A 26,934-nucleotide genomic window follows, 5' to 3' on the forward strand; every position below is an offset into this window, starting at 1 on the left:
TAAAAAAAGCTCAAACCGGCGGTGGATTCAAAGAGATTGAGCCATAACTACATCAATTTTTCCCGCAGGAGTCTTCGCCTTGCCCTTCAATCAACAGCTAGAAACAGCTACATGAAACCTAGTTCACCATCACAATGAAAAAATCCGAATGGAGTTGATTCTCAGTCAAGAATCTGGATTCACCGTTCGGATCTTTCTTCAACTAAAATACATTTGTCGCAGCCTTTTTTTCAGGTTTGTTCACTGTGAAAAAACAGCCGCGGTCTAAAAGACCGCGGCCATATTTTATAATACGTTAAAATATTTCGCTTCAGGATGTGCAAAAACAAGGGCTGTAACAGAAGCTTCTGGTTCCATCATGAAACCGTCTGTTAACTGAATGCCGATGTCTTCAGGTTTAAGTAATTTAAACAGTTTTGCTTGGTCCTCAAGGTCTGGACATGCAGGATATCCGAATGAAAAACGCTGACCTTGGTATTTGGCTGAAAAACGCTCCGCCATTGTAAAGTCAGGCGAATCGGGGAATCCCCAGCGGTCACGAATTTGCTGATGAACACGTTCTGCTAAACCTTCAGCTAGTTCAAGCGCAAGAGCTTGGAACACGTGACTCTTTAAAAATTCGCCGTTTTCTTTAAATTTCGCCGCGCGTTCGCGAATGCCTGTTCCTGCTGTTACAGAGAAGAAACATACATAGTCCATCTCTTTTTCTTTAGGCTTTGCAAAATCAGATAAGCACAGAAACTGTCCTTTTACTTGTCGAGGGAAGGTAAAGCGTTCAATTTCTGTTTTTTCATCAGCAGGATCATAAATAATTAAATCATTTCCGTCTGCTTGAGCAGGGAAGAACTGATAAATAACCGCTGGCTTAATTAAGTTTTCTTTTAGTGCCAGTTCGAGCAGGTCATCAACGGTTTCCTTTAATTGAACAGCACGCTCGTCTTTTTCAGCAAGCAGCTTATTCACTTTTCCTTTTAGTCCTAAGTGATGGCCTAAAAGCATCTGCCAGTTAATATACGGAAGAACCTGTGCCAAATCGTAGTGTTTGACAACGTGCCGCTTTAAATCAGCCGGTACAAAAACAGGAGCGTCCGTTGAAATAGAGGATCTTTCTAAAACAGCCGTAGCTGCTTGAGCGGTTTGAGGCTGGCGTTCTCGAACCGTTACTTTCTTTTCTTGCCGCGTTTTTAAATCTGCTAAAAGCTGAATAACTTCTTCTTTGTTCTGCAGCTTATTTGCTAACGCTAATCCGTCCATCGCATCTTTGGCGTAGAGGACCGCACCTTCATATTCCGGGGCAATTTTAAAGTCAGTAAATTTACGGGAAAGGGCAGCGCCTCCTACCATAATTGGAACATCAATGCTTGATTGTGTTAAATCTTGTGCAGTTAAAACCATTTGCTGAGCTGATTTTACTAGAAGACCTGACAGGCCAATGATGTCTGGCTTTTCGTCTTTTACTGCTTCAATCAGCTGCTGCGGCGTTACTTTAATTCCTAAATCAATTACTTTAAAACCATTGTTGCTCAAAATGATGTCTACTAAGTTTTTACCGATATCGTGTACGTCGCCTTTAACCGTTGCAAGAATTACTTTGCCTTTTCCAGAATCATTTTCAGTTGCTTCCATATGAGGTTCTAAAAAGGCAACGGATGCTTTCATAACTTCCGCACTTTGAAGCACTTCTGCTACAATCAGCTGGTTGTCATTAAACAAACGTCCAACTTCCGCCATCCCCTTCATAAGCGGTCCGTTAATAATATCTAACGGATCATCATATTGAGCTAAAGCCTGTTCTAAATCAGGAAGTAATCCTTCTTTTGTACCTTCGACAATATACATTGCCAATCGTTCTTCGAGTGTTAACGTAGAAATTTCTACTTTTGCTTCTTTCTTTTTATCACGATAAAAGTCGGTAAACGTGCTTAACGTTTCATCAGTTGTGTTAAATAATAACGCATTAGCAAGCTCAATTTCAGCTTCTGGAATAGAAGCATAGCGCTCTAATTTTTCGGTATTAACAATGGCATAATCGAGTCCAGCCTGCGTACAGTGATAAAGGTAAACGGCATTTAGTACTTCACGTCCGACTGGAGGAAGACCGAATGACACGTTACTTACGCCAAGAATGGTCAGGCAATCAGGCAGGGCTTCTTTAATCATTTTAATTCCCTTAACTGTTTCTTCAGCAGAACCAATATATTGTTCATCACCAGTCCCTACAGGAAACACAAGAGGGTCAAAAATAATATCTTTTGGATTAAAGCCATGTTTTTCAACAAGCAAATCATGTGAGCGTTTAGCAATCTCTACTTTTCGTTCTGCAGTAACGGCCATGCCTGTTTCATCGATTGTACCGACAACCAGAGCTGCACCGAATTTTTTTACTAGCGGTAAGATTGCATCAAAACGCTCTTCACCATCTTCTAAGTTAATGGAGTTAATAATGACCTTACCTTGTGAGTACGTTAAAGCTTTTTCAATAACTTTCTCGTCCGTTGAATCGATTACAAGAGGAACCTTCACTTTTTTTACAACTTCTTGAATAAATTCCTCCATGTCTTCCATTTCTTCACGGTCTGGATCTGCTAAGCAAATATCAATAACGTGAGCACCGTTTTTAACTTGAGCACGCGCAATTTCAGATGCTTCTTCAATTTTTCCTTCCGCAATCAGACGCTTGAACTTGCGAGAACCGATTACATTCGTACGTTCTCCGACAAAAAGAGGGCGCATAGAATCGTCATATACAAGTGGTTCAATACCGGTTACAGCATGGTTATGCTCGGAGCGATCAAGCGAACGAGGCGCAACCTCTTTTACCGCTTCAGCCAGTGCTTTAATATGAGCAGGCGTTGTACCACAGCATCCGCCTACAAAGTTCAGCCAGCCTTTATCAGCAAACCCTTTAATTTTTTGAGCAAGCAGCTCAGGGGATTCATGGTAATTGCCTTCTTCATCCGGAAGTCCAGCATTTGGATAACAGCTAACTGCTGAAGTGGCTAGGTCTGAAAGTGAGCGAATATGATCCGTCATAAATTCAGGGCCTGTCGCGCAGTTAAGTCCGACTGAAAGAGGCTTCATGTGTTCCAGTGATAAGTAAAAAGATTCGATATCTTGACCAGCGAGAGTTGTTCCCATAGGCTCAATTGTTCCTGAAATCATAATAGGAACTTCGGTTTTTAGTTTTTCAAACGCCGCTGTAATGCCTAGAAACGCGGCTTTTACGTTTAGCATGTCTTGACAGGTTTCGACTAAAAGTAAGTCAACGCCGCCGTCTAACAAGCCCCGAGCTTGCTCTTCGTACGATTCTACTAACTCAGGGAATGTAATGCCTCCGGTAACAGAGAGAGTTTTAGTGGTAGGACCGATAGCTCCAGCTACGAACCTAGGCCATTCGGGAGTTGAATATTTATCGCGGGCTGCACAAGCAAGCTTCACAGCTTCGATATTCAATTCATACGCCAAGTGACCTAAATCGTATTCATCAAGTACGGTAGATGTTGAGCCAAACGTATTGGTTTCAATGATGTCTGCACCTGCTGCAAAGTACTCTTCATGAATGCGCTGAATCACATGAGGCGCTGTTCGAGTCAAATATTCGTTGCAGCCTTCATATTCTTCGCCGCCGAAATCTTCAGCGGTTAAATCAGCATCTTGAATCATCGTTCCCATTGCTCCATCGATGACGAGTATTCGCTTCTTTAGTTGTTGTTCGATAAGTGAGCTCATTTATATCTTCCTTTCTGATGTAACAAGTTGCTTGTCATGAATATAGCGTGTTAGAATTTCGGTCATTTCATAGCGCATAAACGGCGTAATTAAGTAAATACCGTCAAATAACTCATATGCTGTATCAATTAAGTTTTTTGCAATCGCAAGACCTTCGACTTCACTGCGAATTCGGTCATTTCCCGTTGCATCCATGCGTTCTAGAATATCTTCGGATAATTTAATTCCAGGTACTTCATGGTGAATAAATCGAGCATTTCTTGCGCTTGTTAACGGCATGATACCGATGTATACCGGTGTTGTTAAATGTTTGGTTGCTTCGTATACCTCTTCAATTTGCTTAGTTGAATAGAGAGGCTGAGTAATGAAATAATGAGCCCCGCAGTCGATTTTCTTTTCCAAACGCTGAACGGCTCGGTCTAAGTGACGCACGTTTGGGTTAAAGGCAGCTGCGATGGAAAAATTGGTTTTTTGACCAAGCGGTTTGCCGGAATAAGATAGTCCTTCATTAAACTGAGCGATTAAACTAATCAAGTCAAATGAAGATAAATCGTAGACCGAAGTGGCGCCAGGGAAATCGCCAACTTTTGACGGATCACCGGTAATTGCAAGTACTTGATTCATTCCTAGCGTATGAAGTCCCATTAAATGAGATTGAAGTCCAATTAAATTTCGGTCGCGACAGGTAATATGAATAAGCGGTCGTGCTTTTGTTTCTTGCTGCATCAGTGTTGCCATTGCCAAGTTGCTGATGCGAGGTGAGGCAAGAGAATTATCAGCTAATGTAATAGCATCTACGCCGACTTTATCAAGTGCTTTTGCGCCTTCTAAAAATTTCGTCGGACCAAGCTGTTTAGGCGGATCTAGCTCGACGATAACCGAGCGGCGCTTCTTCACAATTTCATGCATATGAGGTTTATCCTGCTGCTCACGCTCTTGAACCGTAACGGCTGGTCTCATTTTAACGACTTTGCTTGTAATCGGAGGCAGGTCTTTTAAGGCAGATGACATTGCGCGTACGTGAGCTGGTGTTGTACCGCAGCATCCTCCAATTAAGCGAACCCCTTGTTCGCGGAATAAACGCGCGCTTTCTACAAAGTAGTCTTCATTCGTTTCATATTCCAGTTTTCCTTCCACATACGCTGGAAGGCTGGCATTAGGGTAAGCAGATAAGAAAGCACGATCAGGAAGCGGTACTTCTTCAAGAGACTGAATCATATGATAAGGACCTAAACGGCAGTTTAGCCCGACAACATCTGCTCCCAACGCTTCTAATTCTTTTAATGCATCTGCTAAAGGACGGCCATCTTGCAGTACGCCAATATCATGCAGGGAAACGTGGGTAATAATAGGCTTATCTGTTTCTTTTCTTGCCAGTGTAAGAACGGTTTTTAATTCTTCGAAATCATAGTATGTTTCAAACAAAAGGCCATCTACGCCTTCATTTAAAAGCCAAAACATTTGTTCACGAATGCTTCGCTTAACCTCTTCTAAACTAATAGCGTTTTTTTGGAAGGAACGAATTCCGCCGAGTGTACCAACCACGTAAGCCTGATCTTTTGCAGCTTGTTTTGCTAATTTTACACCAGCAACATTGATGTCTTTGACTGAATCTTCTAATCCATAACGGGCAAGTTTTTGATAATTAGCAGCGTACGTATTTGTTTGAATAACGTTTGCACCAGCTTCTACATAGGCTCTGTGAATACGAGAAACCTCTTCTGGTTTGGTGATGTTTAGTTCTTCAAAACAGCTGTCAATACCGTGTGAGTAAAGGAGGGTACCAGTGGCACCATCCCCAATTAAAATTTTAGACTTTAAATCTTCAAGTAACCCCATGTCAAAACCTCCTTAAATTGTTCCGCTTCTATTTCACGAGTGATTCGTTTTATGCAATATGCCGATAAAATAGAAAAAGTCTTCTTAAGAAGAAGACTTTTTTCGCCTTCTTATCTTCCAAGCAATAAATTGCTTGCTGGATTTAGCACCATGTCTCTAACGACTGGTTGCTGAGGTTTCAAAGGGCCAGTCCCTCCACCTCTCATGATAAGAATCAATTTTATATAATTGAAACATATTTTTTTAAATAGAAAGAATACTTATTTAATAATTTATCTGATTTTTAGAAATTATACAACAGTAAATTGTGAATTTCCAGCAAATATTGAGGGAAATTTAAAAGCTAAAGGGAAAATATCCGTATATTTTGTTTGGAAATGACTGTTATGTTAGGGGTTAAGGAGTTTTTTGTGAGAAATACAAAAAGAAAATGAAAAATAAAAAATAAACGAAAGGCACAAGCGCTGGGAGATGCGTAGATGTACACGTAAAAAGGCTCGTCTTTTTTTAATCGTTTCTACATATAGTGAACTATGAAGGGTAGAAGGGTGATGGGCATGAAAAGGTGGAAACTCACGCTGCAGGTTGCTGCTACGTATGTAGGCACCGTTGTAGGAGCCGGTTTTGCAACAGGCAAGGAAATCGTTCAATTTTTTACACAGTACGGGGAACTTGGAATGGTCGGAATTTTGGTCAGCGGCTTGTTTTTTATTTGGCTAGGTTCGAAAATGATGCTGCTTTCGCACGCAATTGGGGCTTCTTCTTATCAGCAGCTTAATACATATTTATTTGGTGATGTGCTTGGAAAAGCGGTAAACGGTGTAATGATTGTCATTTTATTTGGAGTAACTTCAGTCATGCTAGCGAGTACGGGGGCAATAGGAAAAGAACAGTTCGGGCTGTGGCCTCCTGTTGGGATGATTTTTACAATTGTTTTAACTTATATATTTATCGCAAAAGGAATTAACGGTATTTTAATGGTTAATTCTCTTGTTGTGCCGATGATGCTTTCATTTGCTTTTATCATCTTTGTGCCAAATATCAGCTATTTCTCACTGATTCAAACGAAGCCGGATTTAACGCTCGTCACGCAGTGGAAGTGGGCGGTTAGTCCCTTTTTATATATTTCCCTAAATCTAGCTTTGGCTCAGGCCGTTTTGGTTCCATTAGGAAGCTCCGTGAAAGATAGGAGCGTGATTAAAAAAGGGGCCGTAATAGGAGGATGTGTACTTACGTTTATGCTTGTTTCTACTCATCTTGCCCTTTCCAATTTGCCTTATTCATTTCAACTTGATATTCCGATGAGTGCCGTTGTTAAAAATATCTCAGCGTGGGTGAATGTTTTATTTACGGTAGTTGTGTTAGGCGAGATTTTTACTACATTGATTGGAAATGTATTTGGAATCGCTAAGCAGCTTCAGTCATTTCTTCCCCTGAATGACAAACAAGCTTTTGCGTTTATTATCTTGGCTTGCTTTATTATTGGGCAATTCGGATATGCCCAGCTTCTTGAGTTTTTGTATCCGATATTTGGCTATATTGGACTAGCTTTTGTATGGATGCTATGTATTAAAAAAGAAAAAATAAGCTAAAAGCTGGATTTTAAAGAATAGATGTGAAAAAACGAAGTTAAATGATGTGACAAGTCGATTTTACTTTGCTATAATGTAAAACAAATAAGACTATAGCAGTCGAATATATTATCCTTCGGGGTCGGGTGTAAGTCCCAACCGGCGGTGATAAAGCGTATGCTTTTAAGCCCGTGACCCGTTTTCATACGATGTATGTTAGCGGTGGATCTAGTTAAAATCTAGAGCCGACAGTAAAAGTCTGGATGGGAGAAGGATCAGGAAGCACAGTTGTTTTTTTGTGTTGAATTAATAAGGGACACGCTTGCCTTTTTTAAAGCTACCCTTGTTTTTGTACACAAAATATAACTGTTTATTTCGTATACAATTAGCGGAATTTTGCATAGATAAAACTGATTCAGCTCAGCCGACCCCTTGGACATTTGTTCAAGGGGCTTTTTTATTTTCAGTGGTTGGGGGAAAGATAAATATGAAAAAAAAGCAGCTGCTATTTCAAAACGGTATAAGAAGTTGGAATAGCGCCAAAGCAGGTGAAGAAAATGTTCACAGGTATCATTGAAGAAATTGGAAAAATAAAACGTATTCAAAAGGCCACAGAAGCAATTGTTCTTACGATTGATGCGAAGACCGTGTTAGAAGATGTGAACTTAGGGGACAGTATTTCAGTTAATGGCGTTTGTTTAACCGTAACGGCTTACTCTCAAAATGAATTTACGGTCGATGTCATGCCGGAGACGATTAAAGCAAGTACCCTTCAGCTTCTAACCGTTGGATCACGTGTTAACTTAGAGCGGGCGATGGCTGCAAATGGCCGGTTTGGAGGGCATTTCGTTAGCGGACACGTTGATGGAATTGGAACCATTGTAAGCAAAACACGTAAAGGAAATGCCTTTTATTATGAAATTCAAGTCGATCCTGAACTTCGTGAATTTATGATGTTAAAAGGATCTGTTTCCGTAGACGGAACAAGTCTTACTATTTTTGATGTCAGCAACCAATCATTTACTATTTCTCTTATTCCTCATACGGTGCTTCACACAGTCGTTGGAGACAAACAGCGAGGAGACAAGGTGAATATTGAATGCGATATGTTAGCTAAATATATGCATCAGATGATGACAAATAAGTCAACTCCTGGCGCCTCGAATCGTTCAGGTAACATGAAGGATTTATTACAGCAGCATGGTTTTACAAATTAACAGTGAGGTGAAAGAGATGTTTCATAAAGTAGAAGAAGCCATTGAAGAGTTAAAAAAGGGAAAAGTGGTTATTGTATGCGATGACGAAGATCGAGAAAACGAAGGAGATTTTATTGCATTAGCCGAAAAAACGACGCCTGAGGTTATTAACTTTATGGCTACTCATGGAAGAGGATTAATTTGTACACCTGTTAATGAAGAAATTGCGCATAAATTGAATCTTCACCCGATGGTAGCGAACAATACGGATGTACATGGAACAGCATTTACAGTAAGTATTGATCATATTTCAAGTACAACAGGTATCAGTGCATACGAACGCTCTGCTACCGTTATGGCTCTTGTAAATGAAGCGACGGTAGCAAGTGATTTTCAACGCCCAGGACATATTTTCCCATTGATTGCAAAAGATGGGGGCGTTCTGCAGCGTGCAGGTCATACAGAGGCTGCTGTTGATTTAGCAGTATTAGCAGGGGGAAAGCCTGCGGGTGTTATTTGTGAAATTATGAATGAAGATGGAACAATGGCACGCGTACCGGATTTAACAAAAATTGCAGAGCAATTTGATTTAAAAATGATTACAATAAAAGATTTGATTGCCTACCGCCGCAAACATGACCAGCTTATTAGCCGTGAAGTAGAAGTAAGCTTACCTACGGCATTTGGTGAGTTTAAAGCTGTAGGATATACAAATAAACTTGATAATAAAGAACATGTGGCTCTTATCAAAGGTGATATTGATCACAATAGCCCCGTTCTCGTTCGCGTTCACTCTGAGTGTTTGACTGGAGATGTGTTTGGTTCTGAACGCTGCGACTGCGGTCCTCAGCTTCACGCAGCTCTTACGCAAATTGAACAAGAAGGACGCGGCATTCTGCTGTATATGCGTCAAGAGGGCAGAGGTATTGGCTTACTAAATAAGCTAAGAGCATATAAGCTGCAGGAAGAAGGATACGATACCGTAGAAGCGAATGAAAAACTCGGGTTTGCTGCAGATTTACGAGAGTATGGAATTGGTGCTCAAATCTTAAAAGACCTTGGAGTCAAACAAATGAAGCTTTTAACGAATAACCCTCGTAAAATTACTGGGCTAAAAGGCTACGACCTTGAAGTGATCGAGCGAGTGCCTCTTCAAATGCCGGCAGTGGATGCCAATAAAAAATACTTAGATACAAAAGCTAAAAAATTAGGTCATTTATTACATTTATAATTTTACACTTTTTTTCGTTATAACAAATGAAGCTAATTCATGAAAAGAAATGTAAATAACTATATATTAATACTAGCAGGAGGAACAAAAGATGAATCATTTATATGAAGGAAATTTAGTAGGCACAGGATTAAAAATCGGAATCGTGGTAGGGCGTTTTAATGAATTTATTACAGGCCGTTTACTTAGTGGAGCAGAAGATGCGCTCAAACGTCACGGCGTAGCTGATGAAGACGTAGACGTGGCTTGGGTGCCGGGCGCTTATGAAATCCCATTAATCGCCAAAAAATTAGCTGAATCTAAAAAATATGATGCAGTGATTACGCTAGGAACCGTTATTCGAGGAGCTACTCCACACTTTGATTTTGTATGTAATGAAGTAGCAAAAGGCGTTGCATCTCAAAGCTTACAAACAGGCGTGCCAATTATCTTTGGTGTATTAACAACTGAAACAATTGAGCAAGCAATTGAACGTGCAGGAACAAAAGCAGGAAATAAAGGATGGGAAGCTGCAGCATCAGCTATCGAAATGGCTAACCTTTCAAAAATGATTGAAGGATAATAGACGCCATTCCAGTTTTTGTAAGTTGAAGAGTCGAAAGAGGCTGAAACAAAAGTATGTTAGTTGAAGGAAGGTCCGAACGATGAATCGTTCGGATTTTTTCATTGGCATGGTGAATGTAGGTTTCAGGTATGTAGTGGCTTCTAGCTGTAGATTAAAGGGTAAGGCAAAGGCTTCTGCGAGAAAAGCGGAAGAACTGTGACTCCGCAGAAGCGTAGGCGACGAGGAGGCTCAGCGGCCGCCCGCGGAAAGCGAAGTCTTGCACGGAAATCAACAGCGGTGTAGAAAGCGATCTATACTATCTCATGTATCCCGTTTGTTCGCCTTTAGATTGGATTGATGTAGCTATGTCTCAAGCTCTTTTGAATAGAAGCTAGCTATGTATAATTTGGCTAAAACGTCTTACTCTAAGTAATAATTAGGTCGGAAAAGGGAGACGTCTATGCCTCATTATACTGCTTTTTTTGCATTGATTATTATCAGCACAGCCGTTTTGCTTACAGTATTCATACGTAAAAAAGATAAAAAGCTAGTCGTTTTGCTTTTTTTATCATTGGAATGGCTTATGTACTAGAGTATGTTGTATTTGTGTTGTTTGAAAGTTACGATTACGATCCTGATTTTATGACCAATGAATATTTTGATAATTTGTTTGGTTCCTTAACTTCTCAAGCGTTTGCTTTTCCAATCATGGCTATGGTGGTAGCTGCTTATCAATTAAAATTCCACTATATTTTATTCATTTCAACTATGTTTATGGGGATTGAAGAATTATTTTTACACTGGGATATTTATACACATCACTGGTGGAAAACAGTTTATACAGGCGTTTTAATGACTATAGGCTTTAGCATTTCAAAGATTTGGTATGTATGGCTAACAGAACGGTATATGACATTTGTGCATTACACTACATTTGTTCTCGGGATGCTCGCCATTACTTCTACTATTATGTTTATGCTGTTAGCATATTTTCATAATAATTGGTTTTATACGGGATGGTTTGCGTCGGCTACTCATGATTCCGTAAATGCCACGATGATTTACGTTTGTATTGTTACGATTCTCCTCGTTTGGAGTGTAGCCAAAGAATTTTTTGTTGGAGCTGGAATGATTATAGCGGGGCTGCGTATAGTAGATATTTTACTGATTCACTATGGGGTTTTGCTGGTATCTATTACCACTTCACTTGTTCTTTTTACGCTTCTACAAGCGGGTGCATTCATTCTGAGCGTTATGCTTCAAAACTTTATTATGAAAAATTGTTATGGGACGAGCAAAAAAGACGTTGCGTTTCCAGCGAAGAACTACTAAGATAATACGTAACTCAAATAGTTTAGTTCAATAATATTTGAAACAAAGAAAAATGAATTGACGGTTATGCGTATTATTTGTAAGATAGGAAAGCAAATAATAGAAAGCCGAAACAGGGGAGTGAAGGATTCGTGAAAGAGTCCTTTTTTGTAGAAAAGGTACTTAATAATAATGTATTAATTGCTAAACACCTTACCTATGATGAAGTTGTGCTAATTGGGAAAGGAATAGGGTTCAATAAGAAAAAAGGCGATGAAATCGATGCAAAAGCCGTGGAGAAAATGTTTTTGTTAAAGAGTGAAGAAGAGCAAGAACAGTACAAGCAGCTTTTAGCGCAGGTGGATGAAGACGTGATTGAAATGATGAATGATATTGTAACGCACATTCAAAAGCGTGTTGACATTCCTTTGAATGAGCATATACACATTTCATTGACGGATCATATCGCGTTTGCGATAAAACGTTTTCAGCAGGGAATGGGGCTTAAAAATCCATTTTTACTTGAAACAAAAGCTTTATATCCAGAGGAATATACGATCGCATCTGAAGTGGTAGAAATTATTAGTCGCAAAATAGGCGTGCACCTTCCAGTAGGAGAGATTGGTTTTATTGCGCTTCATATCCACAGTGCGTTGACTGAAAAAAACCTGCTGGAAGTGAATCAAGACTCGCAGCTTATTCAAACGATTATTAATGTAATTGAAGAATCGCTTCATCTGCAGGTAGACAAAGAATCTGTGCACTATATGAGATTAATTCGTCATTTGCATTTTGCTATTGATCGAGTAAAAACAGGAGAAAAAATAGAAGAGCCAAAAAAAATTGCTTTGCTATTGAAAGAAGAATATCCCCTGTGTTACAATGTGTCTTGGAAAGTGATAAAAGTAATGCAGCAAGCGTTACATTTACCTGTGTATGAAGCAGAAGCAGTTTACTTAACGATGCATCTGCAGCGACTTATAACAAAAACGGATTTATAAAATCATTTCAATACGTGTTACTGATACGATCAGGCATGAGTGAGAAATGAAGCGATGTGTAATTGGATGAGTGTATCCATTTATCGTTTCTTTTTCCTCATGCCTTTTTTGTTACAAGAAAGCGCAATCATTTAAAGTCTAGGCTTCAGGACACCAGGAGATGTAATGAGTTTTCTAGTTAAAGAAAGCGTTTTATGAAAGCGTGTTAATGATTTACGTATCAAATAAATAGCTTGTTGCACACTAAATATATAAAAGGAGGTAAGCGCCATGTTTAAAAAACTTTTTGGAGTATTACAAAAAGTCGGAAAAGCGCTTATGTTACCGGTTGCGATTTTACCGGCAGCAGGGATTTTACTTGGAGTAGGGACAGCGCTTCAAAACCCTACATTGTTGGATGCAGTACCGGCCCTTGGTGCAGACTGGGTTCAATTGGTTTCAAATGTTTTGTCGCAAGCGGGTCAAATTGTATTTGACAACTTATCGCTATTGTTTGCCGTTGGTGTTGCCGTTGGTTTAGCTGGTGGTGACGGTGTAGCAGGTATTGCTGCAATCGTAGGCTACTTAATTATGAACAAAACGATGAGCACAATCTTAGTTGCTACAGGACAACTAGATCCTGACAAAATGGGTGCCAATCCAGCTTACACTAGCATCTTAGGAATTCCTACGTTAGCTACAGGTGTATTCGGGGGTATCATAGTAGGTATTTTAGCTTCATCCATGTATAATCGTTATTTCAATATTGAATTACCATCTTATTTAGGGTTCTTTGCAGGAAAACGATTTGTACCAATCATTACGGGGGTATTTTCAATTGTTTTAGGTGTTATTATGATTTTCATTTGGCCGCCAATTCAAAGCGGATTAAATGCTTTCTCTACTAACATGATCGATGCAAACCCAACTTTATCAGCTTTTGTATTTGGATTGATTGAACGTTCATTAATTCCATTTGGACTTCATCACATATTCTACTCTCCGTTCTGGTTTGAGTTTGGTGATTACGTTAATAAAGCAGGTCAACATATTCACGGTGACCAAAAGATTTTCTTTGCTCAATTAGCAGATGGCGTGCCTTTAACAGCAGGAACATTCCAAGTTGGTAAATTCCCGTTCATGATGTTCGGATTGCCAGCAGCAGCTCTTGCGATTTATCACGAAGCTCGTCCTGAAAACAAAAAATATGTAGCTGGTATCATGGGTTCAGCTGCTTTAACATCTTTCTTAACGGGTATTACAGAGCCGCTTGAGTTCTCATTCTTATTCGTAGCACCCGTACTATTTGCAATTCATGCAGTATTTGCTGGTTTATCATTTATGGTTATGCAATTATTAAATGTTAAAATCGGTATGACATTCTCAGGTGGGGTTATCGATTACGTTCTATTTGGAGTTATGCAAAACCGTACAGCATGGTGGCTAGTTATTCCAGTAGGTTTAGTTCTAGCAGTTATTTACTACTTCGGTTTCCGCTTTGCAATCCGTAAATTTAACTTAAAAACACCGGGTCGTGAAGATAAAGAAGAAGGAGAAGAAGATGTAAAAGTAGAAGCAACAGAGCTTCCAACAAATGTTTTAGCTGCACTTGGCGGTAAAGAAAACATTACACATTTAGATGCTTGTATTACGCGTTTGCGTGTATCAGTAGATGATGTAGGTAATGTTGATAAAAACCGCTTGAAAAAACTTGGAGCAGCTGGTGTTCTGGAAGTTGGTAACAATATTCAAGCTATTTTCGGTCCGAAATCTGACACGTTAAAAGGTCAAATTCAAGACATTATGAATGGCAAAACACCGGTTGTCACAAAAGAAGAGACAAAAACAATTGAAAAACCTGTTGCAACATCTGAAGTAGGAAGCGATAATGGTAATGATATTGTTTCACCGATTGAGGGAGAATTGGTACCTTTATCGGAAGTACCAGATCAGGTATTTTCACAAAAATTAATGGGTGACGGTTTTGCAATTATTCCGAAAACAGGCACAGTAGTTGCACCAGTGGACGGAAAAATAGTAAACTTATTCCCGACGAAACATGCTTTAGGTATTGAATCAACGACTGGACGTGAAATTTTAATTCACGTTGGTATTGATACAGTTAATTTAAAAGGCGAAGGTTTTGAAGCTTTAGTTGCCCAAGGCGATGAAGTGAAAAAAGGACAGCCTCTATTGAAAATTGATTTAGACTTTGTAAAAGAAAATGCGCCATCGACGATTACGCCGATCATTTTCACGAATTTACAAGCTGATGAAAAAATTGATATCTTAAAGCAGGGCCAAGTTTCTCAACAAGAAGCAAATATTATTAACATTTCAAAGTAAAAAGGAGATTGATTTAACATGGCACAAAAAACATTTACAGTAACAGCAGACTCAGGAATTCACGCACGTCCAGCAACAACTTTAGTACAAGCAGCAAGCAAATTTGATTCTGATATCAACTTAGAATTCAACGGTAAAACTGTAAACTTGAAATCAATCATGGGCGTTATGTCTTTAGGTATTCAAAAGGGCGCTACAATCACTATCTCTGCAGAAGGTTCTGACGAAGCAGATGCACTTGCTGCTCTTGAAGATACAATGAGCAAAGAAGGATTAGGCGAATAATGACAAAGGAAATTCAAGGCATTGCCGCTTCTAGCGGCATTGCTATTGCCAAAGCATTTCGTCTAGAAAATCCAGAATTAACCGTTGAAAAAAAATCAGTAACTGAAGTTGAAGCAGAAGTAGCACGTCTAGAAGCTGCGCTAGAAAAGTCAAAATCAGAACTTGAAATTATTAGAGAGCACGCTCGTAAAGAACTTGGAGATGACAAAGCAGAAATCTTTGAAGCTCACTTATTAGTTCTAAGCGATCCTGAACTTATTAATCCAATTAAAGATAAAATTACAAATGAAAATGTAAACGCTGAACATGCACTCGATGAAGTAGCGGCAATGTTTATTAATATGTTTGAGTCAATGGACAATGAATATATGAAAGAACGTGCTGCTGATATCCGTGACGTAACAAAACGTGTATTAGCTCATCTTTTAGGTGTAAACGTTTCAAATCCAAGCTTAATCTCAGAAGAAGTTGTCATTATCGCAGAAGATTTAACGCCTTCTGACACAGCACAGTTAAATCGTAAGTTCGTAAAAGGATTTACAACAGATATTGGCGGACGTACTTCTCACTCAGCAATTATGGCGCGTTCAATGGAGATCCCAGCTGTTGTAGGTACAAAAACAGTTATGGAAGACATTCAAAACGGCGTATTAGTAATTGTTGATGGTTTAGATGGCGAAGTTATCGTTGATCCAAGCGAAGAAACAGTAAAAGCTTACGAGAAAAAAGCCGCTGAATATGCAGAACAAAAAGCTGAGTGGGCTAAGCTTGTAAATGAAAAAACGGTTTCAGCTGATGATTATCACGTTGAACTTGCAGCTAATATTGGTACACCAGAAGATGTAAAAGGCGTATTAGAAAACGGCGGCGAAGGCGTTGGCCTTTATCGTACAGAATTCTTATATATGGGCCGCGAAGAGCTTCCGACGGAAGAGGAGCAGTTTACTTCTTATAAAACAGTTCTTGAACGTATGGAAGGCAAACCAGTGGTTGTTCGTACTCTTGACATTGGTGGAGACAAAGAGCTTCCTTATTTAAATCTACCAAAAGAAATGAACCCATTCTTAGGATTCCGTGCCATTCGCTTATGTCTAGAGATGCAAGACATGTTCCGTACCCAGCTTCGTGCGCTTCTACGTGCAAGCGTATACGGTAATCTGAAAATTATGTTTCCTATGATTGCTACTGTTGATGAGTTCCGTCAAGCAAAAGCTATTCTTTTAGAAGAAAAAGCTAAACTTCAACAAGAAGGCGTACAAGTTTCGGAAGACATCGAAGTAGGGATGATGGTAGAGATTCCTTCCTCAGCGGTAATCGCAGATTTATTTGCTAAAGAAGTAGATTTCTTCTCTATCGGAACAAACGATTTAATTCAATACACGCTTGCTGCTGACCGCATGAATGAGCGCGTTTCTTATTTATATCAACCGTATAACCCAGCGATTCTTCGCTTGGTGAATATGGTAATCAAAGCGGCTCACAAAGAAGGTAAGTGGGTAGGCATGTGCGGAGAGATGGCAGGAGATGAGATTGCAATTCCAATTCTTTTAGGTTTAGGCTTAGATGAATTCTCAATGAGTGCAACATCTATTCTGAAAGCTCGTTCTCAAATCCGTCAATTATCAAAAGCTGATATCGAACCGCATTTAGATACAATTCTATCAATGTCTTCTACGGAAGAAGTTATTGAGTTCGTAAAATCAACTTTTCATATTGGATAATAAAAAAGGTGTGATCATATATGATCACACCTTTTTTATCTTTTAAGCGAAAATAGTAGGCAGAAGCATATTCGCAAACAGCATTGTAAGAAGTGCTGCTACGATCATGCCAAGGCTAGAAAAAGTACCTTCAATTTTTCCAAATTCAAAAGCTCTTGCTGTACCTGTCCCATGAGAAGCTACTCCTAAAAGAAGACCTCTTGCTAGAGAAGAGTGCAGTGCGAGGAGCTTAATCAGTTTTGGAGCGACCATACATCCTACTACACCTGTTATAATCACAAACATAATGGTGATATTTGGATCTCCTCCTAGCGTCTGAGATACATTAACTGCAATAGGAATCGTAACCGATCTTGGAATCAAGCTATGAACCAGCGTTGATTGTAAATGAAACACTAATGCTAACAGCATGGAAGATATCATGGCAGCAAACGTGCCGAGCCCTACGCTTAAGCTGATTTCAACACGATGTTTTTTGAGTAAATCAAAATACTTAAACATAGGAACAGCAAAAGCAACGGTTGCTGGTCCAAGCATAAAGCTAATAGCACTGGCACCTTGCTTATAATGATCATAAGAGCCATTCGTTACTAATAAGATACCAATTAAAAGAATGGGGGCTAGTAAAATAGGGGAAACTAGCATAGACTTATATTTTTTATAGAGCACTTTTGTGCCGACATAAACGAGCAGTGTAAGCGGAAGAGCAATCCATGTGAGTAATGTCATTTTAGCGTACCTTCCTTTCTTCTTGAAATATGTTCTGCAATGATTCCCGTTATAGACATCACAATAATCGTACTGATTGTGATAATAATCACAATCTGGATTCCAAAATGCATCAATACATCTCCATAATTGATGAGTCCAACGACGGCTGGTATGAAAAATAGTAATAGTTCTCCCACTAACAGTGTTCCACCTTGTTCAACCCAGCTTAATTTAATTACTTTAAAGTACAGTAAGAAAAACAGTAAGAAAAATCCGATGATACTACCTGGCACTGGGAGGTCAAACCACTGTGAAATACTTTCTCCTATTAAAAACAGAGCCGTTAGTAATAAAATCTGTAAAATCACCATAATCAGTTTCATGATTAGCCTCCTTTATTTATGTTCTTATTCATTCATTCCTAGTTTGTTGAGACAATAATGGAGTCGTCTATGCTGAAAAGACGACTCCATCATGGGAAAAGAGAAACTATTTGGATTTTGCAAATGGGGATACAACTTGAGTAAATGAATGCTACACACTTATCTTACAAAAAAACGACTATAATATGAAATATATAATAACTATGATAACTATTCTTTTTAGTTATAGTTGAAAGAAATCTCTTTACAAATGCGTTGGTAACCTTTTCAAAAAAGAGTTTGTGAAATACAAGATCTAATTATTTAATAAAAGGCAATTAAAAAAAGAGATGGAGACATGCTTAAATCAATTCAATCTAAAGACGAACCAAGGGGATAAATGATTTAGTATGAATGACTTGTTACACCGTTGTTGATTTCCGTGCAAGACTTCGTTTTCCGCGGGCAGCCCTGAGCCTCCTCGTCGCTTCCGCTTTTCCCGCAGGAGTCTTCGCCTTGCTCTCCCATCAACAGCTAAAAGCCGCTACATATATGAAACCTACGTTCACCACCATAAAAAAATCCGAACGAGTTTGATTTTCTATTAAGAATCAAACTCATTTGGATTTTTAATTAAACTACTTTTGTCTCAGCTTTGTTAAACTGTACTTTTAATATAATCAATAAAAGCCTGTGTAGCGTAAGAGATATAGCGATCTTTTTTAACGATTAAAGCAATTTCCCATGGAATAGCATTCTCGAGATTAATTACTTTCACATGCTCCAAATCAAGTTTTTCACATAATGAATAAGGGAAAAGAGCAATGCCGAGATTAGCAGCTACCAACTCTCCAATGAAGTCCCACTGAGAGCTTTTAAAAGCAATATTAGGGGTAAATCCATTTTTTAAACATTCGTTATAGACCATTTCATGCATGGTGAAGTCTTCATGAAAGGAAATAAGCGTTTCGTCTTTTAACTCTTTTAATGAAATCGTAGAATGCTGAGCCAACGGATGAGATTTATGAACAACAAGCTGCAGTGTTTCTCGGGCTAAAGGAGTCGTAAAAAACATGTTTTCATCAACTGGAAGTAAAACTACGCCCACATCCACTTCGCCTTGTTCCACAAATTTTTGCATTCTTTTAGCGCCATATTCCACTAATTGAATATGAATCTCAGGGTATTGCTCTCGAAATGCTTTAATAATAGTAGGAAAAAACAATGTACCAATAATAGGGGGAATGCCTATTTTGATGGTTCCTCTTTTTAAATGCATTAAATCATAGAGGGAATCCGATAAATCTCGGAGAGAAGATAAAATGCTTTCTGCTTGCTCGTACACAATTATTCCTGCATCGGTAAGCTGAACTTGTTTGCCAGCGCGATCAAACAAAGGTGTGCCGAGCTCTTCTTCTAATGATTTAACCATTTTACTGAGAGAAGGTTGAGAAATATGCAGCGCTTCAGAAGCTCTTGTGAAATTTTTATGTTTAGCCACTTCTGTTAAGTAATGCAAATGGCGAACATCCATTTTGTATACCTCCGTGTTCATACATGCTAATTAATAAGATACACACATTCTACCACATTCACAATCAGCTCTATACCTTTCTTTCCTATCAAATAAAATGATCAGTAGAAGAGGTAGTGAATACGAAAGAAATTGCCAACAATATATATTTACACATTGTTTATTTTAGAAGTATAATATATAAATCAGTAGAACGGTTACATATCGATCACAGAATCAATCAATAAGGTGGTTAGAACGGTTGAGTAAAGCAGATGAAATAAGAGATATCGTTTATATTAATGGCCATGTAAATAAAAAATGCTTTATTACATATGGAATTGAATTTAAAGAGTTTTATCATTCCCTTCCTACGCCGCTTGCAAATATATTATTGTTAAAGCACGGTTTTGAAGACAGTGATTACCATTACCAAACCCATATGGACTACGTAGAAGAAGAACAAATTCATCTTTTAGCAGAGGATGATGTTTATAATTATGGTGATTTTTGTTGGATTGATTTTGAGGATGTATCTTCGTTAGATTTGTTAGAACCTCAAGATATTGCAGCGCTGCTGTATTTAGGTCATTTAAAAAAACCGCTCAATTCGCCATTTAATAATAAACTCGGTAATCAATTTGTTTATTTAGCTCATGATGATGGATTTTACAACAAAATCTATTTTCGAGACGTGTATGATATGAAGCATATTTTAAGCCGAATCATTCCGTTGAAAATGTCAGAAATTAAGCAAAAAAGATTTGTATTTAGAAGGAAGAAGTTAGAATATCCAATATTGCCGCTCGTGTTAGCAAATACGCTTCTTACTTTAACGAATGACGGTTTGTTTATTGATTTTGAACACATGGTGCAATCCCGTAGAGATATTAAAATTCCTTTGTATACAATCGGTGACTTTGACGACATGAATGAAATGTATAATGATCGGTTTGAGCACAAAGAGATGAGTAAATTGCAGGCGCATCTTGTTCTCACTCATAAAGAGCTAGAGTGGAGCATTGAAGAAGTTCAATAGTCTAAAAAGAGGTTGAGACATAACTAAATGAACCCAACCTAAAGACGAACACATGAGATACATGAGCTGGACTGCTTATTACACCGCAGTTGATTTCCGTGCAAGGCTTCGCTTTCCGCGGGCGGCCGCTGAGCCTCGTCGCTTTCGCGCCTGCGGGGTCTCATCCCTTCCGCTTTTCCCGCAGGAGTCTTCGCCTTGCCCTCCAATCAACTGCTAGAAGGAACGAAACAGATAAAACTATATTCACCATCACAAAAAAACGAACCACTAATCAGACATGTTGATTAATGGTTCGTTTTTCACTTGGGCTAAAATATTTTTGTCCCAGCCTCTTTTTGAATAGCCGTATAAAATGGATTTTTCCATTCCATTAGTACGGCGTAGTTGTGTGAATCTTCATCTTCAATATAGTTTGCTGCGAGACCAATAGGCGTTCTGCCACAGCGCATTAAAAAGGTCATAACCGGGTCGTAGAGAGTTCCGGCAGATACAAGGTTCATGTATTCAACGGGCGTGTACAAGGAAGACACTGATGCGTATCCAGGGATGCGGCACCCGCCGAGCAGCCTTTCTAACTTGTAATGAATCACAACTTCATATAAAGACTGCAAAAGCAGCTTCCCAAGCCCCATCGATCGATGCGAAGGAGTAACGCATACGTCCACTACATAAAGCGTATTACCAGAAGGGTCGTGCGTATGAATATATCCGCTTCCTGTTACTTCATCCCATGTATGAGCCTCATTTCCTTCCACTGAAACAATCGAGCTTGTGATAGACCCGCATATTGTCCCGTCTATCTCCACGCATAGCGCTCCATCCGTAAAAAGGGAAACATGGTTATTTAACTGATCTTTGCTCCATAATAATTCAGAAGGGAAAGGAGGGGGAAAACTTTCTTCTTGAATCCGAATCAACTCATCGAAGTCATTTGATGTATATGATCGTACCGTACATGTGACAGGCTTATTTTGATGAAAGACAAAGCATTGCTTTTTATACACTGCTTTTTTGCCTCCTTTAAGAAAAAATTTTCAGATAATTAAGTATACCATATGGAAAAAAGAAATTATTTCATATTTATTGAAGAATTTGACGAGAACGTGATAAAGTTAAAAAGATTCGAACTATTAGACGAGGTGAAAGAAATGGATGTTGAATTAAAAGGAAAAACAGCGCTTGTATTTGCTGCCAGCCAAGGGCTTGGCAAAGCGATTGCTGCCAGGCTCGCAGAAGAAGGCGCAAACGTTATGATTGCAAGTCGTTCAGAAGAGAAACTAATCCAAGTAGCGGAAGAGATTTCATATCTTGGAAGCGGACAAGTGTTACATAAAACGGCAGATGTCACGAAAACTCAAGACATTCAAGATGTTATTCAATATACAGTAGATACGTTTGGAACCATTGATATTTTAATTAATAATACAGGAGGTCCTAAAGCAGGGAACTTCCTTTCGTTAACAGATGATGATTGGAAGCATGCATTTGAGTTAAATCTCCTCAGCTATATTCGTATCATTCGTGAGGTAGTGCCCGTTATGAAAAAGAGCGGAGGACGTATTGTGAATATTGCTTCTTCTTCCATTAAAGAGCCAATTGCTGGACTTATTCTGTCAAACACCTTCCGTGCAGGAATCGTGGGGCTTACCAAAACACTTGCTTCAGAACTAGCAGAGGACGGTATCTTAATTAACACGGTTGCGCCAGGAAGAATTGCAACAGACCGAGTGAAAGAGCTAGATACCATTCGTGCTGAAAAACTGGGAGTAGACGTTTCAGAAATTGAAGAAGAGATGAGAAACCAAATTCCTCTTAAACGCTACGGTCAGCCTGAAGAGTTTGCTAAAGCCGTTGCTTTCTTTGTCTCGGGAGCGAATTCATATATGACAGGCCAGTCATTTCTAATCGACGGAGGCATGGTGAAATCCATTTAGTTACATAGAAAAACCCTGCAGCCGCAGGGTTTTTTGTTAAATCCAAGTTGTAACTTGATCCAATGGTAAACGATCGCTAGCGTGTGCTTCTTTAGCCGATTTTCCAACTGAGATAAGCATAACTGGAATGTATCGATCCTCAATTTTAAATTCTTCTACAAATTTTTGAGCGTTAAATCCGCCCATTGAGCAAGTGTCTAATCCTTTTGCTTTTGCTGCAAGCATGAATGTCATAGACGCAAGAGAAGCATTCGTAAACGCTGCATCGCGGGCAAAAGCACCGTTTTTATAAGCGCCGTTAATTTGTCCTGACAAAATATTTTTTACGTCTTCTGTCATGTGACCTGCTTCGACTAGTGGATTGTACACGTCATCTACATTTTTATTGGCTTCTAAATCACCTAAGACAGCTACTACAGCGCCTGCTTCTGTAATTTGTTTTTGGTTATAAGCAATTGGAAGTAGACGTTCTTTCGCATCTTGGTCTGTAATAACAACGAAATGCCAGTGCTGTAAGTTCCAAGCTGATGGTGACTTCACTGTTGCTTCTAAAAGTTCCGTTAATTCTTCTTTGGTTAATTTAGCTGAAGAGTCATATTCTCGAATCGATGTACGTTCATTTACCACGTCAAAAAAATCTTTTGTCATAATAAAAACCTCCGTTAAAAGTATGTATTTCTTTAGTGAATCGATGCACATTTTATAATGATACACTATTGAAGTCAATTTATATGCTTCTAGTATACCCGCTCTTATGTGCTGTCACTCACAAAAAAATGCATACACTTCTTCTCATCGGCTTAACGTGATTGACGAGAGGTAAGATAAGCTTCAATTCGATCACAGGCTTCACGCAGCGTGTTCATGGAATACGCATACGACAGGCGTACATATCCTTCACCGTGGGAAGAAAAAGCGCTGCCGGGTACTAGTGCAACACCCGCTTCTTTTACTAACTCCAGGGCAAAATCAAATGAATTACTGTGGAAGTTCTGAATAGAAGGGAAAATATAAAAAGCACCCGTCGGCTTTTCTACGTCAAATCCCATGTTTACTAGTCGGTCATAAACATAATTCAGTCTTTGTTCGTATTCTTTTTTCATATCTACCGCATCATTTTTGCCTGCTGTCAGTGCCTCGAGTGCAGCTGCTTGAGAGACAGAAGAAGCACAGCTCACGTTGTATTGATGAACTTTTAAAATATGTTTGGCTAAATAAGAAGGAGCAAATAAAAGGCCAATTCGCCAGCCTGTCATGGAATGAGACTTTGATACTCCGTTAATAACAATTGTTTTCTCTCTCATAGATGAAATGGAGGCAATGGACTGATGTTTTTTATCAAAAACGAGCTCGCTGTATATTTCATCAGATAGTACAAAAATATTTTTATCGCTTAAAAGAGCAGCAATTTCTTCTAATTCTTGCTGTGACAACGTCACGCCTGTAGGATTAGACGGATAAGGTAAGATGACGCATCTTGTTTTAGACGTCAAATGTTGTTGGATTAAATCCGCTGTTAGTCGAAATCCTGTTTCGGTTGTATCAATATGTACAGGTTTAGCGCCGTTTAATCGGATAAGCGGTTCGTATCCTGGGTAAACAGGTCCAGGTAAAATAACTTCGGAGTCTTCTTCTAAAATGGTGCGAAGAGCAATATCAATTGCTTGACTAGCTCCAATGGTCACAATCACTTCATCAGCTGGGTTATAGTGCAAGTCATATTTTTCTTTGACAAATTGAGCTGCTGCCTCGCGCAGTTCTATCGTTCCAGCATTGTGGGTATAAGAAGTTTGGTTATCATCAATTGCAGATTTTGCCGCTTCTTTTACATGCTGTGGTGTTAAGAAGTCAGGTTGTCCAATTGTGAGGGATAAAACATCTTGATATTGTGAGACCATATTATAAAATGTACGTATTCCTGATAATTCAATTTCTTTGACACGTTTATTGATTAAGTGCTCCATAGTTTCAAATCCTTCCGCGTATTTTCAACTCATTTTATCACAATGAAAATAGGTAAAAAACCACTATTTGCGCATTTTGCAAATAGTGGTTTTAAGTTAGGTATTATACAGCTTATTATAAGCAGTTGTTAGTTCATAAAATTGTTCTTCATCTCTGTTATCTAACACATCGTCGATAAGAGATTTCAAATGCTGTTTATTAAAGTTTGTACTCATCGTCGTTAAAATACGATCAGCTTCTTTCGCGTAATAGTGTTGGTAAGGTGTGTACTGAGATGAGTGAGGATAGTGATTCATATTTTTTCGATAAGAACTCATAACATAAACCTCCTTTTTAAAAATAAAACGCAGCTTCTATTACTTGAAATGTACCCTTTCTATATAGTTGTTAACCCTGTTTTTTAGCTGCGAATGTGCTAAGGTATGTGTTAGGAAATCAGAGGTTCCTCGCTTCACGTTCAATTCTAGATTCAAAATAATAAGCGCATAAAAAGACCTGCATATATATGCAGGTCTTGTATATTAGTCAGTGTGTATTTGGCCTTCACGCCAATAAACGGGGGAAACGTAGCCAAAATCAACTTCATGATCGTCCAATGTTACAACGCAGTGATCAGAGCCTTCTTGTTCTTTAATATCTTGATATACAGCTTCTTCTACGTTTTCAATAATGGTCATTTCATTATCGTCATTAAAAAGAATGACGGAGCCTTTCATATTACGAACACCTTCTTTTAAGATTATTCATTCACTTTGTGTAGTATAAACCGTTTTGGCTGTAGAGTCCACAGCTATCTTCGATTTCTTGTAAAAAATTTGTGAACAGGCTTTTAGGAATGAATAAGAAACCCTCTAAATAAAAGAGTAACCGACTTGTCTATTCTTTCTTGAAGGGTAGCAGAGTCGGGTTGGTTGGTACACCAGTAGAGAAGTGTGCCAAAAAAATTAAGTATAGCAATAGAAGCCATTTCTTCGGCAGGGATATCGACTATAAGTTCACCACTGTCTTGTCCTGTTTGAAAAACTTTTGTAAAATGAGCACGCATTTTTTCAATTTGAAGAATTTCAGATTGTTGAAAGGAACTGTTGGTAATAGCAATATGAAACCAAGAACGGATTAGGTGAGGGTTCGCTTCTTCGTTTGATTGTGCTAGTAATAAAAACAGTTGTTTAACAATAGAAGCAGTTGATTCTTCTGTTTGAAGGAGCTGTTCTAATTTATAGGAGATACGGTTTGTAAAATTAATTCCAAGGTAGTGAAGAACTTCTTCTTTTGTTTTGAAGTAATTAAAAAATGTACCCTTTGCTACACCCGCTTCATGGGTAATTTGAGACACAGTCGTTTTTTGATATCCCTGCTGTTGGAATAAAGAGATAGCGGCTTTTTGGATGCGTTTTTTTGTTTCTTCTTTTTGTAATCCTCTGTTCATAAATTACACCTCGTTTTAATAGGAGTAGTCGTTTGACTCAAGTTCATAAGCTAGTATAGAGAAGTAGAGTAGAGCAAGTAAAAAACTGAGCAGAGGATGAGACGAAAGGGATCGACGCTCATGTTTTTATATAGTATATAATATTCTGTCAATTCGTAAAACAATATTTTATGTATATATTTTAGGGAAAAAGGATAACAAAATAAGAAAATTTTTCTTTACGGATATAAGAGGCGGCCACTATAATGGGAAATATGGACTATTAGATAAGCAGGTGAGATGAGAGGAGTAAGTATATGAATCGAGATAAAGGAATTTTGTTGGAAAGTGGTACAAACGAACTGGAAATTGTCGAATTTGAGATAGGAAATGTTTGGTTTGGCATCAATGTAGTAAAAGTTAGAGAGATTATTAATCCCGTATCTATTACACCTGTTCCAAATGCGCATTCTTACATAGAAGGTATTATAGAGCTAAGAGGGGAAGTACTTCCTGTTGTTGACATAGCAAAAGCGTTAAAAATGGAACCTTCAAATACGCCGGAAAAAGATAAGTTAATTGTTACAGAGTTCAATCAGCAAAAAATTGTCTTTCATACCCATGCAGTGACGCAAATTCACCGTATTTCTTGGAAAGAAATTGAGAAGCCTTCAGATTTGTATCAAGGTTTGGAAACGCAGATTACTGGAGTGGTAAAATTAAACGGTCAAATGATTCTGCTGTTAGACTTTGAAAAGTTGATTTCTGACGTGAACCCTGATGCGGGTATTAATCAGTCAAAAATAAAAAAGCTAGGGGCTAGGGAACGCTCTAATAAAAAGATTGTCGTGGCTGAAGACTCGCCGCTGCTGCGCCGAATGATTGAAGATACTCTTGCACAAGCAGGTTATGAGAACACGGAATTTTTTGAGAACGGTGAGGAAGCGTGGAACTATCTAAGCTCGGTGATCGATGAAGGTGTGGAAATCAGTGATCAAGTCCAGCTGCTTATTACAGATATAGAAATGCCGCAAATGGATGGGCATCATTTAACTAAAAAAGTGAAAGAAAATCCTCAGCTTTCTATACTTCCAGTCATTATCTTCTCTTCTCTTATCACAGAAGATTTACGTCACAAGGGAAAGATGGTAGGAGCGGAAGGACAAGTAAGTAAGCCGGAAATCGGAGAGCTTGTTGAGTTAATCGATCTCTATATTTTGTAGGATCACAAAAAAGTGCCTGAAAGCAG

General features: G+C 38.7%; 25 protein-coding genes and 2 riboswitches. Of the genes, 12 read left to right on the forward strand and 13 right to left on the reverse strand.

Going from position 1 to position 26,934, the window contains the following annotated elements; all coding sequences use genetic code 11:
* Window positions 1-285 precede the first annotated feature (285 nt).
* Both metH and Q5794_RS06840 read right to left on the reverse strand, forming a co-directional pair.
* Window positions 286-3,729 carry a methionine synthase gene (gene metH, locus Q5794_RS06835; RefSeq protein ID WP_214985571.1) on the reverse strand — a complete coding sequence of 1,148 codons (3,444 nt, stop codon included), beginning with the start codon at window positions 3,727-3,729 and terminating at the stop codon, window positions 286-288.
* A complete protein-coding gene (locus Q5794_RS06840) occupies window positions 3,730-5,568 on the reverse strand; it encodes a bifunctional homocysteine S-methyltransferase/methylenetetrahydrofolate reductase (RefSeq protein WP_214985573.1) in 1,839 nt (612 codons plus the stop codon).
* Window positions 5,569-5,675: 107 nt separating this feature from the next.
* Window positions 5,676-5,782: riboswitch (SAM riboswitch) on the reverse strand.
* 343 nt (window positions 5,783-6,125) lie between these two features.
* Between Q5794_RS06840 and Q5794_RS06845 the strand changes: the two genes are divergently transcribed.
* From Q5794_RS06845 to ptsP, 9 genes are all read left to right on the forward strand, one after another.
* Window positions 6,126-7,160, forward strand: coding sequence for a hypothetical protein (locus Q5794_RS06845; RefSeq protein WP_013056003.1), 1,035 nt, complete (start codon window positions 6,126-6,128; stop codon window positions 7,158-7,160).
* A gap of 107 nt (window positions 7,161-7,267) precedes the next feature.
* Window positions 7,268-7,418, forward strand: a riboswitch (FMN riboswitch).
* Between the two features lie 278 nt (window positions 7,419-7,696).
* Complete coding sequence (gene ribE, locus Q5794_RS06850) at window positions 7,697-8,356, forward strand: riboflavin synthase (RefSeq protein WP_013056005.1); 660 nt, start codon at window positions 7,697-7,699, stop codon at window positions 8,354-8,356.
* A 16-nt stretch (window positions 8,357-8,372) separates the two neighbouring features.
* Window positions 8,373-9,566, forward strand: a complete 1,194-nt coding sequence (locus tag Q5794_RS06855; RefSeq protein WP_374988919.1) for a bifunctional 3,4-dihydroxy-2-butanone-4-phosphate synthase/GTP cyclohydrolase II — start codon at window positions 8,373-8,375, stop codon at window positions 9,564-9,566.
* A gap of 91 nt (window positions 9,567-9,657) precedes the next feature.
* Window positions 9,658-10,128 carry a 6,7-dimethyl-8-ribityllumazine synthase gene (ribE, locus tag Q5794_RS06860; protein ID WP_013056007.1) on the forward strand — a complete coding sequence of 157 codons (471 nt, stop codon included), beginning with the start codon at window positions 9,658-9,660 and terminating at the stop codon, window positions 10,126-10,128.
* A gap of 588 nt (window positions 10,129-10,716) precedes the next feature.
* Window positions 10,717-11,442: a hypothetical protein gene (locus tag Q5794_RS06865; protein WP_374988920.1), complete on the forward strand. Its 726-nt coding sequence runs from the start codon at window positions 10,717-10,719 to the stop codon at window positions 11,440-11,442.
* Window positions 11,443-11,573: 131 nt separating this feature from the next.
* Window positions 11,574-12,422: a glucose PTS transporter transcription antiterminator GlcT gene (gene glcT / locus Q5794_RS06870; RefSeq protein ID WP_192996943.1), complete on the forward strand. Its 849-nt coding sequence runs from the start codon at window positions 11,574-11,576 to the stop codon at window positions 12,420-12,422.
* 270 nt (window positions 12,423-12,692) lie between these two features.
* A complete protein-coding gene (gene ptsG, locus Q5794_RS06875; RefSeq protein ID WP_214985577.1) occupies window positions 12,693-14,747 on the forward strand; it encodes a glucose-specific PTS transporter subunit IIBC in 2,055 nt (684 codons plus the stop codon).
* An 18-nt stretch (window positions 14,748-14,765) separates the two neighbouring features.
* A complete protein-coding gene (locus Q5794_RS06880) occupies window positions 14,766-15,032 on the forward strand; it encodes a phosphocarrier protein HPr (protein ID WP_013056011.1) in 267 nt (88 codons plus the stop codon).
* The gene (ptsP, locus tag Q5794_RS06885; RefSeq protein ID WP_214985579.1) at window positions 15,032-16,753 is read left to right on the forward strand and encodes a phosphoenolpyruvate--protein phosphotransferase; all 1,722 of its coding nucleotides are present in this window, start codon (window positions 15,032-15,034) and stop codon (window positions 16,751-16,753) included. The genes Q5794_RS06880 and ptsP overlap by 1 nt, the downstream gene beginning before the upstream one ends.
* 42 nt (window positions 16,754-16,795) lie before the next feature.
* Here ptsP and Q5794_RS06890 read toward each other — a convergent pair whose 3' ends face one another.
* From Q5794_RS06890 to Q5794_RS06905, 4 genes are all read right to left on the reverse strand, one after another.
* Window positions 16,796-17,482 (reverse strand): LrgB family protein, encoded by a 687-nt coding sequence (locus Q5794_RS06890; RefSeq protein WP_013056013.1) that lies wholly within the window; start codon window positions 17,480-17,482, stop codon window positions 16,796-16,798.
* Window positions 17,479-17,847, reverse strand: coding sequence for a CidA/LrgA family holin-like protein (locus tag Q5794_RS06895; protein WP_192996945.1), 369 nt, complete (start codon window positions 17,845-17,847; stop codon window positions 17,479-17,481). The genes Q5794_RS06890 and Q5794_RS06895 overlap by 4 nt, the downstream gene beginning before the upstream one ends.
* A gap of 384 nt (window positions 17,848-18,231) precedes the next feature.
* Window positions 18,232-18,357, reverse strand: a complete 126-nt coding sequence (locus Q5794_RS06900; protein ID WP_285229664.1) for a hypothetical protein — start codon at window positions 18,355-18,357, stop codon at window positions 18,232-18,234.
* Window positions 18,358-18,484: 127 nt separating this feature from the next.
* Entirely contained in the window at window positions 18,485-19,360 is an 876-nt protein-coding gene (locus Q5794_RS06905) for a LysR family transcriptional regulator (protein ID WP_013056015.1), read from the reverse strand.
* A gap of 241 nt (window positions 19,361-19,601) precedes the next feature.
* On the opposite strand from Q5794_RS06905, the gene Q5794_RS06910 reads away from it, so the two are divergent.
* Window positions 19,602-20,378 carry a hypothetical protein gene (locus Q5794_RS06910; RefSeq protein WP_013056016.1) on the forward strand — a complete coding sequence of 259 codons (777 nt, stop codon included), beginning with the start codon at window positions 19,602-19,604 and terminating at the stop codon, window positions 20,376-20,378.
* Window positions 20,379-20,456: 78 nt separating this feature from the next.
* Here Q5794_RS06910 and Q5794_RS06915 read toward each other — a convergent pair whose 3' ends face one another.
* Window positions 20,457-20,588, reverse strand: coding sequence for a hypothetical protein (locus Q5794_RS06915; RefSeq protein WP_264295260.1), 132 nt, complete (start codon window positions 20,586-20,588; stop codon window positions 20,457-20,459).
* A gap of 98 nt (window positions 20,589-20,686) precedes the next feature.
* On the reverse strand, window positions 20,687-21,382 hold the full coding sequence (locus tag Q5794_RS06920) for a GNAT family N-acetyltransferase (protein WP_214985581.1): 696 nt from the start codon (window positions 21,380-21,382) through the stop codon (window positions 20,687-20,689).
* 144 nt (window positions 21,383-21,526) lie between these two features.
* Between Q5794_RS06920 and Q5794_RS06925 the strand changes: the two genes are divergently transcribed.
* A complete protein-coding gene (locus Q5794_RS06925) occupies window positions 21,527-22,312 on the forward strand; it encodes an SDR family oxidoreductase (RefSeq protein WP_374988921.1) in 786 nt (261 codons plus the stop codon).
* A 36-nt stretch (window positions 22,313-22,348) separates the two neighbouring features.
* On the opposite strand, the gene Q5794_RS06930 is transcribed toward Q5794_RS06925, so the two are convergent.
* The 5 genes from Q5794_RS06930 to Q5794_RS06950 form a co-directional block, all read right to left on the reverse strand.
* Window positions 22,349-22,960: a nitroreductase family protein gene (locus Q5794_RS06930; protein ID WP_214985585.1), complete on the reverse strand. Its 612-nt coding sequence runs from the start codon at window positions 22,958-22,960 to the stop codon at window positions 22,349-22,351.
* Between the two features lie 152 nt (window positions 22,961-23,112).
* Window positions 23,113-24,276, reverse strand: coding sequence for an aminotransferase A (locus Q5794_RS06935; protein WP_116074125.1), 1,164 nt, complete (start codon window positions 24,274-24,276; stop codon window positions 23,113-23,115).
* A 96-nt stretch (window positions 24,277-24,372) separates the two neighbouring features.
* Window positions 24,373-24,594, reverse strand: coding sequence for an IDEAL domain-containing protein (locus Q5794_RS06940; RefSeq protein WP_214985587.1), 222 nt, complete (start codon window positions 24,592-24,594; stop codon window positions 24,373-24,375).
* Window positions 24,595-24,798: 204 nt separating this feature from the next.
* The gene (locus Q5794_RS06945; protein WP_013056022.1) at window positions 24,799-24,993 is read right to left on the reverse strand and encodes a hypothetical protein; all 195 of its coding nucleotides are present in this window, start codon (window positions 24,991-24,993) and stop codon (window positions 24,799-24,801) included.
* Between the two features lie 113 nt (window positions 24,994-25,106).
* Window positions 25,107-25,706, reverse strand: coding sequence for a TetR/AcrR family transcriptional regulator (locus Q5794_RS06950; RefSeq protein WP_214985589.1), 600 nt, complete (start codon window positions 25,704-25,706; stop codon window positions 25,107-25,109).
* Between the two features lie 296 nt (window positions 25,707-26,002).
* Between Q5794_RS06950 and Q5794_RS06955 the strand changes: the two genes are divergently transcribed.
* On the forward strand, window positions 26,003-26,908 hold the full coding sequence (locus tag Q5794_RS06955; RefSeq protein WP_057238679.1) for a chemotaxis protein: 906 nt from the start codon (window positions 26,003-26,005) through the stop codon (window positions 26,906-26,908).
* Window positions 26,909-26,934: the final 26 nt, after the last annotated feature.

The sequence above is a fragment of the Priestia megaterium genome, from assembly GCF_041941685.1.
Classification (GTDB): Bacteria; Bacillota; Bacilli; order Bacillales; family Bacillaceae_H; genus Priestia; species Priestia megaterium_C.